The organism is Aliihoeflea sp. PC F10.4 (genome assembly GCF_054612275.1).
The window spans coordinates 3,585,525-3,601,544 of the sequence record NZ_JBTSWH010000001.1; the positions used below are offsets into that span (position 1 = coordinate 3,585,525).

Here is a 16,020-nt window from a genome sequence, read left to right on the forward strand (position 1 = left end):
ATGTCCCGCAGAACGGCGGCCGCCGAGCGCGGCCGCACCGACAAGGCCCTCGGCCACCGCTTGAGAAGGATGCGAAACGAAACGATGAAGCCCATCGCGCAGCACGATCAGGCGGCGACCGAACCGCGAGCGAATGCATCCATCGATTGCGGGTGGGGCAGGCTCCATTTTTGCCAGACCTATGAAAGCAACGATGCGATCATCGAGGCGCTGCGCGAGGAAGGGCCGGAGCGGCGCGACATCGCGTTCTATGTGCGCGATCCGCATGTGCTACTTGCCATGGGGCCGCAGGAAATTTTCCTCGATCCTTCGCACACATTCCGACTGGACCTTGCAACCTACCGGCCGGCGCGCAAGCAGCCGAAGGGCTATTTCATCCGCCGCCTCTCGTCGGAGGTCGACGCGGACGCAGTCAACACGATCTACGCCGCGCGCAACATGGTGCCGGTGCGCCCGGATTTCTTCTGGCGCAATCGCGACAGCCGCTCGCTGACCTATCTCGTTGCCGAGGACGAAATCACCGGCGAGATCATCGGCACGGTCACGGGCGTCGATCATTCGCGGCTCTTCAACGACCCCGAAAAAGGCTCTTCGCTTTGGTGCCTTGCGGTCGATCCGCAGGCGCGCCATCCCGGCATCGGCGAGATGCTCGTGCGCCGGCTTGCCGAGCATTTCGCCGCGCGGGGCTCGGCCTTCATGGATCTGTCGGTGCTGCACGACAACGATCTGGCCATCAAGCTTTACGACAAGCTCGGCTTTCGACGCGTTCCGGTCTTCGCCGTCAAACGCAAAAACCCCATCAACGAGAAGCTGTTCGCCTCGCCGCTCGCCGAATATGACGCGCTTAACCCCTACGCACGCCTGATCGTCGACGAGGCGCGCCGACGCGGCGTCCATGTCGAGATCACCGATGCCGAAGGCGGCTTTTTCCGCATGTCCTATGGCGGGCGTTCGGTCCATTGCCGCGAGAGCCTGTCGGAAATGACCTCGGCGGTCGCGATGTCGATCTGCGACGACAAGTCGGTGACGCGCCGCGTGGTCGAAAGCGCAGGCATCATGGTGCCCGAGCAGATCGTCGCGAGTGATGACGACGACGCGCTGTCTACCTTCATCGAAAAACACGGCAAGGTGGTCGTAAAGCCGGCGCGCGGGGAACAGGGCAAGGGCGTGGCGGTTGGCCTCGACAGGCTGGAAGACGTGAAGACTGCGATCCGCACCGCACGCGATATCTGCGACCGCGTCCTTCTCGAAGCGTGCTTCGAGGGCGACGATCTGCGCCTCGTCGTGATCGATTTTCGCGTCGTCGCTGCCGCCATGCGCCGCCCGCCCTACATCGTCGGTGACGGGAGCACGGATATCCGCTCGCTGATCGAGCGCCAGTCACGCCGCCGCGCGGCTGCGACCGGGGGTGAAAGCACGATCCCGATCGACGGGGAGACCGAGCGCTGCCTTGCCGAAAAAGGGTTCGCACTCGATGACGTGCCGGGTGAAGGCACGGAAGTCGTCGTGCGCAAGACGGCGAACCTTCACACCGGCGGCTCGATCCACGACGTAACGGCGCAAGTCCATCCCCGGCTTGTCGATGCGGCGATCAAGGCCGCAAGGGCAATTGACATTCCGGTCGTCGGCATCGATTTCATGGTTCGCTCGCCAGCCGAGCCGGATTATGTTTTCATCGAAGCCAACGAGCGACCCGGGCTTGCCAATCACGAGCCGCAACCGACGGCGGAGCGGTTCGTCGACCTGCTTTTCCCGATGTCGGGCCAGCGCTCGGTCGCACATGCCCTGGGTCGCAATTAAATCGAGGTCAATCTTGAAGATCGACGAAGCCTATCTCGCTCGACAACTGGAAAATCTGCTCTCCATCAACAGCCCGACGGGATATACGGACCAGATCGTCCGCTATTGCTCGCAGGAACTGGAGCGGCTCGGCCTGACGCCCGAACTGACGCGCCGCGGCGCAATCCGGGCCGTCCGGCAGGGCTCGCGCCGGCGCGGCGCGCGCGCCATCGTCAGCCATCTCGACACGCTCGGCGCGCAGGTCAAGTTCGTCAAGGACAATGGCCGCCTCGAACTGGTGCCGATCGGCACATGGTCGGCGCGCTTCGCCGAAGGCGCACGCGTGACGATCTACACGGAGCAAGGCTCGTATCGTGGCACGATCCTGCCCTTGAAGGCATCCGGTCACACCTTCAACGAGGATGTCGACACTCTGCCTATCGGCTGGAGCTACGTCGAGTTGCGCATCGATGCGCGGACGGTCAGCCGCGAGGAAACGCTGGCGCTCGGTATCGATATCGGTGATTTCGTCGCCATCGATACACAGCCCGAATTCCACGAAAACGGCTTCATCAATGCGCGCCATCTCGACAACAAGGCGGGTGTGGCGGTCGCGCTGGCCGCGATCAAGGCGCTGGAAGACGAGGGCGCGCGAACACCCGTCGATATCCACTGGCTCTTCACCATCGCCGAGGAGGTGGGCGTCGGCGCCGCTGCGATCGTCACGCCGGAGATTGCCTCGATGGTGTCGATCGACAACGGCACGACGGCACCGGGGCAAAATTCGTCGGAGTTCGGCGTCACCATCGCCATGGCCGACCAGGCCGGGCCGTTCGATTATCATCTGACGCGAAAACTGGTCGATCTATGCCGCGATAATGGCCTCCAGTACCAGAAGGACATTTTCCGCTTTTATCGCTCGGATTCGGCATCCGCGATCGAGGCCGGGCATGACGTACGCACGGCGCTCGTCGCCTTCGGCATCGATGCATCGCACGGCTATGAGCGCATCCATATCCACGCGCTTTTGTCGATCGCCGAACTCATCGCCGCCTATGTGACGAGTCCCGTCGAGATCGAGCGCGATGTGGCGGAGGTGTCGAGCCTGGAAGGCTTTACCGAACAGCCGACCGAAGAAGCCGAACAGGTCGAATTCGACCCGGACATCCATTCGCATTCCGACGGTCAGGACTGAAGCATAAAAAAGCCCGGCATTTGCCGGGCTTTTTTGTTGGTGAGATCGCAGGCTACCAGCGGAAACGGTAGTTGCTGTGCTTTTCAGATTCCATCTGCTGGCCGATCACGAAGCCGATCACGCCGGCCACGACAGATGCGATCAGGATCGACGTGCCGGGGTTTTCCTTGACGACCTCATACGCCTGCTGGGCGCGTTCGCCCGCTGCCTGCTGAAGCGCCGCCAATTCCTCCCGCAGATCCTCGATCTGGCGCTGCAGGCCTTCTTTTGCGTCGTCGCGGTCGTCGCTGCTCATCGGGTCCATTGTCGTGTCCTCGGTTGGAAGATTGGTCCCGTTCAAAACGGACGGACGCGACGAGTGTTCCGAGGGTGAACGCGAAAAAGCCGGACGCGAGGCCCGGCTTTGTTCTGTTGCGCAACGCCAGTACATCCGTGGTCGAAGCGCGATTTACCCACAGTGACGGCAAAGGGTTAATGAAAAGTTAAGTCTCGACGGCTGTTTGCCGGAACGGCGTTCCGTCGATTGCGGCGGCCATCAGCGCCTGCGTATAGGGCTCGGCGGGATCGTCGAAGATCGCATCGGTCGGCCCCTCCTCCACGATCCGGCCGCGCCGCATGACGATGATGTAGTCCGCCATCGCCCGTACAACCGCCAGATCGTGGCTGATGAAGAGGTAGGAAAGGCCGTGCGCTTTTTGCAGGTCGCGCAAAAGATCGACGATCTGCTTTTGCACCGAGCGGTCCAGCGCCGATGTCGGCTCGTCCAGAACCACGACCTGCGGTTTCAGGATCATGGCGCGGGCAATGGCGATGCGCTGGCGCTGGCCGCCGGAAAATTCGTGCGGGTAGCGGTTGCGCATGGCCGGATCGAGCCCGACTTCGCGAAGCACGTCGATCGCGCGCCGGTCACGTTCTTTCGCTTTCAGGCCCGGCTCATGAACCTTCAGCCCTTCGGTAACGACCTGTCCAACCGTCATGCGCGGCGAGAGCGAGCCGAACGGGTCCTGGAAGACGAGTTGCAGCCGCTTGCGCAAGGGACGCATCTCGCGCTTGTCAGCCTGCGAAATGTCCTTTCCCTCGAAGCGATACGTGCCGTCGCCGGGCAAAAGTCGCAGGAGCGCGCGCCCGAGCGTCGACTTGCCCGAACCGGATTCGCCGACGATGCCGATCGTCTGCCCCGCTCTCAGCGCGACCGAAATGCCGTCCACCGCACGGATTTCGCTGTTCGACGTGCCGAACCAGCCGCCCTTGCTGCCGAAGACGACCTCGACATCGCGGCCTTCGAGCAGGACCGGTGCGTCGGCGGGCACGGCCGCCTTGCGACCGGTCGGCTCGGCGGCCAGCAGCATTTGCGTATAGGGGTGCTGCGGCGCGTCGAACAGTTTCGTCGTCTCGCCAGTTTCGACCACTTCGCCGGAACGCATGACATAGACCCGGTCCGCGAGGCGCTTCACGATGCCGAGGTCGTGCGTGATGAAGACGATCGCCATGCCGAGCTTCTTTTGCAGGTCGGCCAAAAGCGCGAGGATTTGCGCCTGGATCGTCACGTCGAGCGCGGTGGTCGGCTCGTCCGCGATCAGCATGTCGGGATCGTTGGCGAGCGCCATGGCGATCATGACGCGCTGGCGCTGTCCGCCTGACAATTCGTGCGGATAGGCGTCGACGCGGCGCGCCGGGTCTGGAATGCCGACGAGGTCGAGCAATTCGATCACGCGCGCCCGCGCGCCCTTCGCCGACATTTTTGCATGGTAGCGCAACGGCTCGGCGATCTGCCTGCCGATCCTGTAGAGTGGATCGAGCGAGGTCATCGGTTCCTGGAAGATCATGGTGATCTTCTTGCCGCGAATCCTGTTCAGTTGCCGGTCGGACAAGCCGACCAGCTCCTGCCCGCGATAGGTCGCCGAGCCGCGCGCACGCCCGTTCGAGGCGAGCAGGCCCATGATCGCCATGGTGGTCTGGCTCTTGCCCGAGCCGGATTCGCCCACGATGGCGACGGTTTCGCCGCGCTTCACGTCGAGGTCGATGCCCTTGACGGCATGGACCGTGCCGTCATTGGTCTGGAATTCGACGTGGAGGTCGCGAACGGCGAGGATCGTTTCGTCTGCCATGTCAGCGGTCCTTCGGGTCGAGCGCGTCGCGCAGGCCATCGCCCAGGAAATTGAGGGCGAAGAGGATGGTCGTCAGCGTCGCGGCAGGGAAGATCAAAAGCCATGGCGCGCCGCGCATGTTCGCCGCCCCATCCGAGATCAGCATGCCGAGCGAGGTCAGCGGTTCCTGCACGCCCAGCCCGAGGAACGACAACAGGCTTTCCAGAAGGATCGCCTTCGGCACCAGAAGCGTGACGAACACGATTACCGGGCCGAGCGTGTTGGGGATGACGTGCCGGCGCAATATGCCCCAGTTCGACACGCCCATGGCCTGCGCGGCTTCCACATATTCCTGCCGTTTGATCGTCAGCGTCTGTCCGCGAACGATGCGCGCCATGTCGAGCCATTCCGTCAGGCCGATGGCGATGAAGATCAAAACGAAACTTCGCCCGAAAAACACGACGAGCAAGATAACGAAGAAGATGAAGGGCAGCGAATAGAGGATGTCGACGACGCGCATCATGATGTTGTCGACGCGCCCGCCCAGATACCCGGCCAGCGCGCCATAGGTGACGCCGAGCGCAAGCGCCATCAGCGAGGCGAGAAGCCCGATGGCGAGCGAGATGCGGATGCCGATGAAGGTGCGCGCCATCACGTCGCGCCCGTTGGCGTCGGTGCCGAAAAAGAAATGCACGCGGTTGACGTCGGCGACGAGTTGACCCGTCAGCTCGTCCGCAGAAAGCTCCTCGATCCGCGCGTTGAAGAACAGGTCCGAGCGGTCGATATAGCGCGTGATGCGCGGGTCGATGGGCTCGTCGGAGGAAATCGGCACGCGCACGGTCGAACCGTCCACCTCGATTTCCCCGGCTTCGACGCGCGTTCGCGTAACCGCCCGCTCGAAGGCGGGGACGATGTCGTCGGCACGCGGATAGGCCTCAAGGCTTGCCGGCGCGCGCACATATTGCGGATAGATCCGGTCATAGGGATGCTGCGAGAGCATCGGGCCGAAGATGCCGGCCAGCGCAAGCGCGACCAGCACCAGTGCGCTGACCACGGCCGCGCGGTTGCGGCGAAGGCGCAGCCATGCATCTTGCCAAAGCGAGCGCCCGGCGATGTTGTCGATGTCGCGGTCGGTGACGGGAATATCGGTCATCGCGCCCTCCTCAATCGTAGCGAACGCGCGGGTCGAGCACCGCATAGAGGATGTCGACGATGAGATTGAAGAGGATGACGAACATGGCGATGACGATCACCGTTCCCATCACGAGCGTGTAGTCGCGCCCGAGCGCCCCTTGCACGAAATAGCGCCCGATGCCGGGAATGCCGAAGATGGTCTCGACCACGACTGAGCCGGTCAAAAGCGCGGCCGCCGTCGGCCCGAGATAGGAAACCACCGGCAGGATCGCCGCGCGAAGCGCATGCACGCCGACCACGACATGGGACGGCAGGCCATAGGCGCGCGCGGTACGCACATGATTCGAGCGCAACGCCTCGATGGTCGCCCCGCGCGTCAGCCGCGCGATGATGGCGATCTGCGGGAGTGCGAGCGTGGCGACGGGCAGGACGAGATAGCGCCAGTTTCCGCCGCCCCAGCCGCCTGCCGGCAGCCAGCCCATCATGACGCCGAAGAACAGCGACAGGACGGGGGCGATGACGAAGGTCGGAATGGTGATGCCGAGCGTGGCCGTGCCGACGACCATGTAATCGACCCATGTGTTCTGTCGCAGCGCAGCGAGCGCGCCCAAAAACGCGCCGACGACGAGCGCGATGGCGAGCGCGGTTCCGCCAAGCTGGATCGAGACGGGCAGGCCGGTGCGAAACAGGTCGACGACCGAAAAGTCGCGCCGTGTGAAGCTCGGTCCCAGATCGCCCTGCGCCAGATTTCCCAGATAGAGGAAATATTGCTGCCACAGCGGCTTGTCGAGATTGAACGCGCGGTTGATGTTTTCCATGATCAGCGGGTCGAGCGGACGTTCGAGATCGAACGGGCCGCCCGGTGCCAGCCGGATCATGAAAAAGGCGATGGTGACGATGATGAACACCGTCGGGATCGCACCGGCGAGGCGGCGCAGAACATAGCCAAGCATGTCGGTCAAACCTTCCAAGCCGTGCAGCGCACGGCGTCCGGCGCGACGGAGCGCGCCGGAAACGCGTCTTCCGATTATTCGGAAATGGACATCCAGCGGGTGCCGTGGACGTTCATGACGTTGTCTTCCCAGCCCTGAAGCTTCGGTGAGACAAGCGAGTTCGCCGTGTAATAGAGGATCGGGATCACCGGAACCTCCTCCAGAAGCAGCGTTTCGGCCTGCTTCAGGATTTCGGCGCGCGCGTCGATGTCGGTTTCGGCAGCGGCATCGCGCATCAACTGGTCGTAATCGGCATTCGACCAGCGCGAATAGTTGAAGCCGAGATTCTGGCTTTCATGCAGGAACAGGAAGTTCTGCGGGTCGGAATAATCGCCGATCCAGCCGGCGCGGGCGATGTCGTAGTCGCCGTCCGAGCGCAGGAAGTTGAAGTAGGTCGCGCCTTCCATTTCCTCCGGCGATGCGTTGATGCCGATATTGCCGAGCATGTCGGCGACGGCGGTCATCGTGTTCCGGTTGTTTTCCGACGTATTGTAGAGAAGGCGCACGGTCAGTTCGCCGTCCGAAATGCCCGCTTCCTCCAGAAGCTCGCGCGCGGCATCCTCGCGGTCGAGAAGGTCGTCGCCGGCATAGGGAAGCTTCGCCGGCTCGCCGTAATTGCCGATGCCTTCGGGCACGAAGGAATAGGTCGGCACCATCGCGCCCTGCCAGATTTCCTCGGCAAGGAAGTCGCGGTCGATGGCCATCGACATGGCCTGGCGTACGCGCGGATCGGCGAGTGCGTCGTCGCGGTTGGTCTTCACCGGCAGATAGTAGGTGCCCAGATACGGCACGATGTGCAATTCGTCGGCAAGGTTGTCCTGCATGTAGGACATCTGTTCCAGCGGAACGTCGGAGCAGGACAGGACTTCGCCGGCCTCGAAGCGGCGCAGGCACGTCGCGCGATCCTCGAAGGGAATGTAGTTCACCGTGTCGATCGCGACGTTTTCGGCGTCATGGAACTCGGGGTTCTTCTGCATGACGATCATGTCGTTCGGCGTGAAGCTTTCCAGCATATATGCGCCGTTCGTCACCATGTTTCCGGGGCGCGTGAACTGGTCACCGAACTCCGTCACCGATGCTTCATGCAGCGGCAAGCCGGTCTGGTGCGTCAAAAGCTCCAGGAAATAGGGCGTCGATTGTTCGAGCGTAATTTCGAGCGTCGTGTCGTCGACGGCGACAGCGCCAAGCTCTTCAAGCGCCATGCCGTCCGTGTTGATCGCTTCGGCGTTCTTGATCGGGTAGAGGATGTTGGCGTAGGGCGCGGCCGTTTCCGGGTTCTGGATGCGCCGGTAGGCGAAGACGAAATCGCTGGCCTTCACCTGATCGCCGTTCGACCACTTCGCGTCTTCGCGCAGTTTGAACGTATAGACGAGGCCGTCGTCGGAGACCTCCCAGCTTTCGGCGACGCCCGGCACGATTTGCGCATTCGCATCCTGCACCACGAGGCTTTCGTAAAGGTCGCGCATCAGGTGACCTTCAGCCACCGTAGAGGTCAAATGATGATCGAGTGTCGAGGGATCGGTGTCATTGCCGCGATTGTAAACGGTCTGGGCCATGGCCTGCGAAGCGGCCAGTCCTCCTGCCAGCACGATCGCGGTCGATACCATCGCCGCATTCACGAATTGACGCATCATCTCTTGTTCTCCACCTTATATTTATGGCCCCACCGCCGATTGAGCCGGATTATGGACAAGAGCGAAGTCAGGGCAAGCGGGAAAGAGACCGCGCGGGCAAACACATATGTGTCGCGCAAGGATATTGCGTCTCGTGCCGCCAGCGGCTCATAACGCAAAAGACGCGCCTGTGGAGAACCGCCGCCGCCTTGACCTGACAACCCCGTGGCGGCTCTCAGCCGTTCGAAACCGCCTGCGCCGAAACATCGTCGGCCTGGTCTTCGACGCTGTATCGCCTGATCTCGACACCATCGATGCGCCAGCCATGCCTTTCGAGGATGCGGAAGTCGAAGCGGTCGATCCGTACCACCTCCCCCACTTCGGCAAGCCCGCCGTGGCGGCGCACGATCAGCCCGCCGACGGTCGCCACCTCGTTTTCGGGAAGGTCCCAGTCGAGCGCGCGATTGATGTCGCGAATGCGGGTATCGCCCCTGACGGTCACAACGCCATCGCCGGAAAGGTCCGCGATGATCGGCTGGCCACGCTCGGCGATCTGACCGACCACGACCTCGACGATGTCTTCGAGCGTGATCAGCCCCGAGAGGGCCCCGTGTTCGTCCACGACGAGCGCCATCTTGATAGGTGCGGCACGGAAGGCATGGAGTTGGTCGCGCAGCGCGCGCGTCTCCAGAACGTAGACCGCATCCATCAGATACGGGCCAAGATCGATGGCGTCTGCGTTGAAATCAGCCGCCTCGAACGCCCTGAGGGCCGCTCGCGTATCGAGGATGCCGACGACCTCGTCGCGGCTCTCACCCCACAACGGAACGCGCGTATGGCTGGAACGCACAAGTTGCCCCAGAAGCGTGCGAACGTCGTCGGTGGCATTCAGCCCGACGATGCGCGTTCGTTGGGTCATGACATCGGAGACGCTCATGTCGTCGAGCGCAAGGACACCGCGCAGCATCAGTCGTTCCTCGCGCGCCACATCCCGCGCGTCACCGACCTCGTCGAACCCGTAAATGTCGATCAGGCCCTGCAATTCCTCGGCCGACTGCCCCGGCTTGTTGGCGACGGGATCTATTCCGATAAGCCGGAAGATAAAGCTGAGGAACCAGTTCACCACGCTGGCGATCGGCCCCATCAGGCGCATCGTCAAAGCCAGGAACGGCGCCGCCCTCAACGCCGTATCGTCAGGCCGCTGCAGGGCATAGGTCTTCGGCAGCACCTCTGAGAACAACACCAGCAGGATGGTCATCGCGAGCGAGGCGTAGACGACGCCGTTTTCGCCGAACCATGCGATCAGCAGTCCAGAAGCAAGCGCCGTCGCGGTGGTGTTCACGAAATTGTTGCCGATCAGAAGCGCCGCGATGAACCGGTCCTTTTGTTCGCGAAGCCCGGCCAGCCGCTCGGCGTTGCGGCTGCCTTCCTTGACGCGTCGTGCGATGAACGCGCGGCTCGCCGCGGTAAACGCCGTTTCACTGCCGGAAAACAGTCCTGAAAGGATGAGAAGAAAGACGATGATGCAAAGGGTTAGGACAGACCCGAGGTCCATGGTGCCTCTTTAAAATTAACCAGCGGCAATGATGCCGTTCGTGCAGCGATAGCACAACTCGGCGCCGCAAAAAGTTTGCGTCGTCAAAAATGCCTCGTCGGGAAAAATCCGCGGCCGGCAGCCAAGCCCATGTGAACGGCGAAGAGAAGCTGTAGCAGGATGCCGAGCGCCATGGCGACAAGAACGAGTTCAATGGTCGCCGACCTTTCGCGTGACGCTGCGATCGCGGAAGCCGAGAAGCTTGCAAAGGAACGCGCGATCGAAGCCGGTGCACAGCCCGGCACGATCACCACGCTCGAAACCGAGGACATCCCGATAGCCTATCTGCCGGGTGACGCCCGGCGCGTGCGGGTGCGGGTCATCGGCGACATCGCCTTCACCGAAAAGCGGCAGGTCGCCTGACAGACGTTTTCGAAGGTCGCCGAATGGCGGCCTTCGCTACATTGGGGGAGGGAGAATGCGGGCGGGCGGTCACATCGTGTTCAACGGCAATTGAAGATAGTGTAACGAACCGACCGGGTGAGATCTTGACCTACAGATCAGAGGGGCGCTGTTGGACGGAGTGCATAAATGCATATCGACCAGATAGACATCGACCCGGCGCGCATTAGCGAACTGATCTGGGACCAGTTTCCCCAATTTCGAGGCGAGGAAATTGTCGCCCAGAAGTCGGCAGGCACCGTAAACGCGATTTTCCGCATAGGCTCCAAATACGCGGCGCGTTTCCCGTTGCGAATGATGAATCTCGCCGAATGCACACGCCTGCTGAAAGCAGAAGCAAATGCCAGTGCGGAGTTCGGCAGGTATTTCCCCTTCCCGAACCCCAAGCCAATCGGCATCGGACGACCCGGCTTGGACTACCCGTTGTCATGGCTTGTACAGACATGGGTAGAGGGACAGATCGCTTCGCCGGCAGCAGGCCAAGGTGCTTCTTCCAGGTTCGCGCTGGATCTTGTCCAACTCGTAACCGCCCTTCGCGCCGCGGATTTGAAAGGGCGCACATTCGACGGCCGGGGCCGGGGCGGAAGTCTGTCCGATCATGACGACTGGATGGAGGTTTGCTTTTCCAAAAGCGAGAATCTCCTTGAGGTGAGTCGTCTTCGGCAGATGTGGCGAGATTTTCGTGAACTGCCAGCACCCAGCTACACGGCAATGTGTCACAAAGACCTCATTCCGGCCAATCTGCTGATGCGCGGCGAACGGCTGATCGGGGTGCTCGACACCGGCAGTTTCGGCCCTGCCGATCCCTCGCTCGATCTCATCGTCGCGTGGCATCTGCTCGACCGGGACCGTCGGTCTCTTTTTCGCGAAACGCTCCAGGTTGTCGATATGGAATGGAAGCGTGGCGCCGCATGGGCGTTCCAGCAGGCCATGGGCCTGGTGTGGTATTATACGGAGACGAACCCGGTCATGAGCGATCTGGGCCGCAGCACGATCGCGCGACTGACTGAGGTATACGGCCGTTAGCCGTAAACTCCTGAATTCGGCGGTCGCTTATCCGATTGGACCCGCGACCGGCTTCAATGTCCGAGTCATTTGGCTCTATTTTCGCAGAGCGCCGATCGGGCTGCCCGAGATCAGCCCGGTCACGTCGAGAAGAACCTGCGGCAATGAAATTCCACCACGGCACGCGATGTATTGCGGGGTCCAGACCGGATCGAATTTCTGCTTGAAGGCGCGCAGACCCTCGAAATTGTAGAATTCGTCGCCGCGCCTGTAGATGAAGGTTCCGATCCGGTTCCACGTCGATGACAGCGGATGGTCGGCCAGCCCGGCCAGCGGCGCTGCGCCGAGGCTGAACCAGCGATAATTCTCGGCTTTGCCGTAGAGCATCAGTTGGGCGAAGAGCGCATCCATCAGCACATGCGAGACGTGCGGGCGGTAGCGCATCAGGTCGATGGACAGTTCCTCGCCATCGCCGCTTCGCCACAGATTCGCGAATGCGACGATCTTGCCTTCCCGGCACATCACGGCGCAATCGAACTCGCCGAGATAAGCTTCGTCGAAACTGCCGAGCGAAAAACTTTTTTCGTGGCCGGTCTTGCCTTCCATCCAGGCGTCGGACACCTCGCGCAACTCGTCCATGACGACAGGAAGCTTCGCCTTGGGTATGACCGCGAACTCGATCTTCTCACGTATCGCGCGGTTGGCGGCGTAACGGAACGGCTGGCGCGCGGCGCCTTCGAGCGAAAAGGCCGAAAGATCGACGCGAGCGATCTCGCCGATCTTGAAGATCGCAAGGCCAAGATCGAGATAGGTCGACAGATATTGGGGTTGAGCGGCATAGAAGACCGCGCGCCCACCTGCCCGGTCCGCCATTTCCGCAAACCGCCAGATCAGCGACTGTCCTGCGCTTTCGTCGCCCACAGGATCGCCCATCGTGATCCATGAGCGGCCATAGGTTGAATACATCAGGAACGCGTTCTCTTTCGACGAGACGATGAACGCCTTGTCGCCCAGAAGCGCGACATTGGGCTGGGTTCCGGACGAGGTCGCCAAGATCTTCCGCACTGCATCGGGTACGGGCATCAACTCGTGCTTCGGCTGGGCGGGGCGGTTGATTAGCGCATCGACCGCGACGGCGGCCGCCACGATGGCCAGCGCCAGCGAGGCGCGCAGAAAGCGCGGCGCATCGCCGTCCCACGAAAACTGCCACCACAGCGCCTCGCGATAATCGACATGGCGATAGGCGAAGAGACCGATGATGGCGGCGGCTGCCAGAACGATGATGATGAGGGCGATCCAGCCGGCCGTCGGGCGGAACGCGCGCCACTTGCCCTTCCTGTAGAAGGCCGGGGCGTTCACATAGAGCAGCCCGGCCAGCACCGTAAGGATCGCTGCTTCCTCCCAGTCCAGCCCTTTCAGAAGCGAGAACACCGCGCCTGCGAGCAGCAGCGAGATGGCGATAAGCCTTGCGAGCGCGAGACGCCGGAACAAGCCGCGCGCGACGATGATGAGCAGCAAGCCGGTAAGGCTCGCCAGCAGATGTGATGCCTCGGCAAAGGGAAGCGGCAAAATGTTTTCAAGGGCGGACGCGCGCTCGCCAAGGGTCGGGGTCGCGCCGGAAACGAGCAGCACGAGACCTCCCACAAAGACCAGCGCGGTGGCGGCTGGCGGGACGACGAGGCGTGCGAATGCGCCAGCCCACGCGGAAGCTGGTTTGAGCCGTGCGCGCGCCTTCAGCGCTTCGAAGACGGCAAGGGCGACAGCGGCCGCGCCGAGCGGCACGAAATAGTAGATGATACGGAACATCAAAAGCGCAGCGATGACGTCGGGCCGCATGCCCGCGCCGAGTCCGAGCAGGATCGTCGCTTCAAGGACGCCGATGCCGCCGGGCGCATGGCTGATCACGCTGGCGATGATCGCCGCGACGAAGATGAGCAGGAAAGCCGCGTAACCTGGTGCGATATCGGCTGGCATCAGGACATAGAGCACGCCTGCGGCAGCGCCGATGTCCACGGCTCCGACGATGATCTGCACGATGGCGCTGCCTGCGCCCGGAAGCGGAAAACGCCAGCCGAAAAGGCGGACTTCCTTGTGGCCGAGCCTGAGCCAGACGATGCCTGCGGCGACGACGACCAGTGTGACGGCTCCCAGCGCACGGTCCGCAGCCGGAGAAATCGCGTGGAGTGCGGGTATGCCCGCCGGGTCGATCAGCAGCGATACGCCGATGATCGTCGCCAGGCCGCCGGTGAATGTCAGGAAGGAAATGCCGACGATGCGCCCCACATCTGCGGCGTCCAGACCGGCCGTCTGGTAGATGCGATAGCGGACCGGACCGCCGATGAAGACATGAAAGCCGAGCGTGTTCGAAAAACCGTAGCCGATGAGGCCCGCTAATGCGGCAAGGCTTGGACGCACTTTCCCGCGCGCGACGTGCCGCGCGGCGAGAACGTCGTAGAGCGACATCGCGGCAAAGCTGAGCATCGTCAGTGCGATTGCTGCGACGATCGCCGACCACGGCGTGGCCGTGAACGCGGCATGCACTTCGCTCAGATGGATGCGTCCGCTGATTTCATGGATGACGACGAAGCCGATGGTGACGGCGAGTGCACCGATCAACGGCCCTGCGACGCGCGGTTCGAGAAGTCGCGTCAGCGGGAATGTGCGGGCGTCGCTGTCCTGCATGTCAGTGAACCGGAGCTGATGCCGTGCCTTTTGCGGGCGCACGCATGAAAAAGACGAGCGGAATCATCAGGAACGCAGCGCCGCCGGACAGTAAGAAGACGTCCTGAAAGGCGAGCATCTGCGCCTGCGCGGCCAGATGCGAGACGATGACCGCCGCGCCTTCCGGCGTCGAAGGGGAAAGGCCGAGCGGTCTCAGGAACGCATAGGAGGCGGGATTGAAGGCGGTCACATTTTCCGAGAGGATCGCCCAGTGGACCTGCGTGCGCTGGACGAACTGCCAGCCCACGAAGGCGATGCCGATGGACGAGCCGATCGAGCGCATCACACCGTAAATGCCGGATGCCTCGTCCTGCTTGTCGGGTCCGATGTTCTGGAAAGCGAGCGTGGACATCGGCACGAAGAACAACCCCATGCCCAGCCCCGAGACGACACCCGGCCAGGCGAGATCCCAGAAACCGGCATTCAGATCGAGGAAGCCGAGCATGACGTTGCCGGTTCCCGTCAGGGTCAGCCCGAGAAAGACCAGCAGGCGGGGGTCGAAGCGCTGGACGAGAACCGCGCCGGTCAGCACCATGGAAAATCCGGCCGCCAGTCCGCGCGGGATGAAAAGAAAACCCGCATCGAGCACCGGATAGCCGAGCAGCCCCTGAACGAAAAGCGGCAGCATCGCGATGGTGCCGAACATGGCAAGGCCGAAGCCGACAATGGCGATATTGGCGCTGGCGAAGCTGCGATCGCGCAAAAGCGCGAAGTCGATGATGTTGCCGCGATTGCCGTAGCCGTGAACCACGAACCCGATCGCCGCCAGAAGCGAGACGGTCGCGGCGATCTGGATCGCGTGCGATGAGAACCATTCCTTCGACTGCCCCTGATCGAGCACATATTGCAGCATGCCGATCGCAAGCACCATCAATATGAGGCCGGTCCAGTCGATCTTGACCTTGCGCGTTTCGTCGCGCTTGAGCTCGCCCGAAATCATCATCAGCGCGAAGGCGGCGATGGGCAGGTTGACGTAGAACACCGCGCGCCAGGAGAAATATTCGGTCAAAAGCGCGCCGATCGTCGGCCCGAGTACCGGCGCGACGACGACGCCAAGGCCGAACATCGCCATCGCCTGCCCGCGTTTTTCGCGCGGAAAGGCGTCGAACAGGATCGATTGCGAAAGTGGAATGAGAAACGCGCCGAACAGGCCCTGGCCCAGACGGCAAAACACCATGACTTCCACGCTCCATGCCACACCGCAAAGGGCCGAAAACGTGGCGAAGCCGACAATGGCGGTCGTGATGAGCCTGCGGCGGCCGATCCACTGCGAAAAAAGACCAGTCAACGGCATCACGACGACAGAGGCGACGATGTAGCTCGTCAATATCCATGTCGTCTGGTCGCTGGCGATGCCGAAGGCCGCCTGCATATGCGGCAGTGCGACATTGACGATAGTGGAATCGAGAACCTCCAACACGGCCGTCAGAACGACGGCAAGCACGACCGGCCATCGCGCACTGACGACAGGCGCCTGCGGGCCGGCCGTGGAGGCCAT

12 protein-coding genes are annotated in these 16,020 nt (G+C 62.5%); 4 read left to right on the plus strand and 8 right to left on the minus strand.

The genetic code is table 11. The annotated features are described in order from the left end of the window. Nucleotides 1-1,800, plus strand: a complete 1,800-nt coding sequence (ngg, locus tag ACX82Z_RS18040) for an N-acetylglutaminylglutamine synthetase (RefSeq protein ID WP_459590391.1) — start codon at nucleotides 1-3, stop codon at nucleotides 1,798-1,800. Continuing rightward, nucleotides 1,781-2,974, plus strand: a complete 1,194-nt coding sequence (locus ACX82Z_RS18045; protein WP_459590392.1) for an osmoprotectant NAGGN system M42 family peptidase — start codon at nucleotides 1,781-1,783, stop codon at nucleotides 2,972-2,974. The genes ngg and ACX82Z_RS18045 overlap by 20 nt, the downstream gene beginning before the upstream one ends. Before the next feature lie 52 nt (nucleotides 2,975-3,026). Here ACX82Z_RS18045 and ACX82Z_RS18050 read toward each other — a convergent pair whose 3' ends face one another. The 6 genes from ACX82Z_RS18050 to ACX82Z_RS18075 all read right to left on the minus strand — a co-directional run bounded on the left by ACX82Z_RS18050 (nucleotide 3,027) and on the right by ACX82Z_RS18075 (nucleotide 10,355). Then, on the minus strand, nucleotides 3,027-3,278 hold the full coding sequence (locus ACX82Z_RS18050; protein WP_459590393.1) for a hypothetical protein: 252 nt from the start codon (nucleotides 3,276-3,278) through the stop codon (nucleotides 3,027-3,029). A gap of 178 nt (nucleotides 3,279-3,456) precedes the next feature. After that, nucleotides 3,457-5,082 carry an ABC transporter ATP-binding protein gene (locus ACX82Z_RS18055; protein ID WP_459590394.1) on the minus strand — a complete coding sequence of 542 codons (1,626 nt, stop codon included), beginning with the start codon at nucleotides 5,080-5,082 and terminating at the stop codon, nucleotides 3,457-3,459. A 1-nt stretch (nucleotide 5,083) separates the two neighbouring features. Next, nucleotides 5,084-6,214 carry an ABC transporter permease subunit gene (locus ACX82Z_RS18060; RefSeq protein WP_459590395.1) on the minus strand — a complete coding sequence of 377 codons (1,131 nt, stop codon included), beginning with the start codon at nucleotides 6,212-6,214 and terminating at the stop codon, nucleotides 5,084-5,086. Nucleotides 6,215-6,224: 10 nt separating this feature from the next. Continuing rightward, the gene (gene oppB / locus ACX82Z_RS18065) at nucleotides 6,225-7,148 is read right to left on the minus strand and encodes an oligopeptide ABC transporter permease OppB (RefSeq protein WP_459911859.1); all 924 of its coding nucleotides are present in this window, start codon (nucleotides 7,146-7,148) and stop codon (nucleotides 6,225-6,227) included. A 74-nt stretch (nucleotides 7,149-7,222) separates the two neighbouring features. Beyond that, a complete protein-coding gene (locus ACX82Z_RS18070; protein WP_459911861.1) occupies nucleotides 7,223-8,794 on the minus strand; it encodes a peptide ABC transporter substrate-binding protein in 1,572 nt (523 codons plus the stop codon). 241 nt (nucleotides 8,795-9,035) lie between these two features. After that, a complete protein-coding gene (locus ACX82Z_RS18075) occupies nucleotides 9,036-10,355 on the minus strand; it encodes an HlyC/CorC family transporter (RefSeq protein ID WP_459590396.1) in 1,320 nt (439 codons plus the stop codon). A gap of 171 nt (nucleotides 10,356-10,526) precedes the next feature. On the opposite strand from ACX82Z_RS18075, the gene ACX82Z_RS18080 reads away from it, so the two are divergent. Both ACX82Z_RS18080 and ACX82Z_RS18085 read left to right on the plus strand, forming a co-directional pair. Next, a complete protein-coding gene (locus ACX82Z_RS18080) occupies nucleotides 10,527-10,757 on the plus strand; it encodes a hypothetical protein (RefSeq protein ID WP_459590397.1) in 231 nt (76 codons plus the stop codon). Between the two features lie 168 nt (nucleotides 10,758-10,925). Then, on the plus strand, nucleotides 10,926-11,822 hold the full coding sequence (locus ACX82Z_RS18085; protein ID WP_459590398.1) for an aminoglycoside phosphotransferase family protein: 897 nt from the start codon (nucleotides 10,926-10,928) through the stop codon (nucleotides 11,820-11,822). A gap of 75 nt (nucleotides 11,823-11,897) precedes the next feature. Here ACX82Z_RS18085 and mprF read toward each other — a convergent pair whose 3' ends face one another. Together mprF and ACX82Z_RS18095 are read right to left on the minus strand one after the other, a co-directional pair. After that, the gene (mprF, locus tag ACX82Z_RS18090; protein ID WP_459590399.1) at nucleotides 11,898-14,483 is read right to left on the minus strand and encodes a bifunctional lysylphosphatidylglycerol flippase/synthetase MprF; all 2,586 of its coding nucleotides are present in this window, start codon (nucleotides 14,481-14,483) and stop codon (nucleotides 11,898-11,900) included. Nucleotide 14,484: 1 nt separating this feature from the next. Continuing rightward, complete coding sequence (locus ACX82Z_RS18095) at nucleotides 14,485-16,020, minus strand: DHA2 family efflux MFS transporter permease subunit (RefSeq protein WP_459590400.1); 1,536 nt, start codon at nucleotides 16,018-16,020, stop codon at nucleotides 14,485-14,487.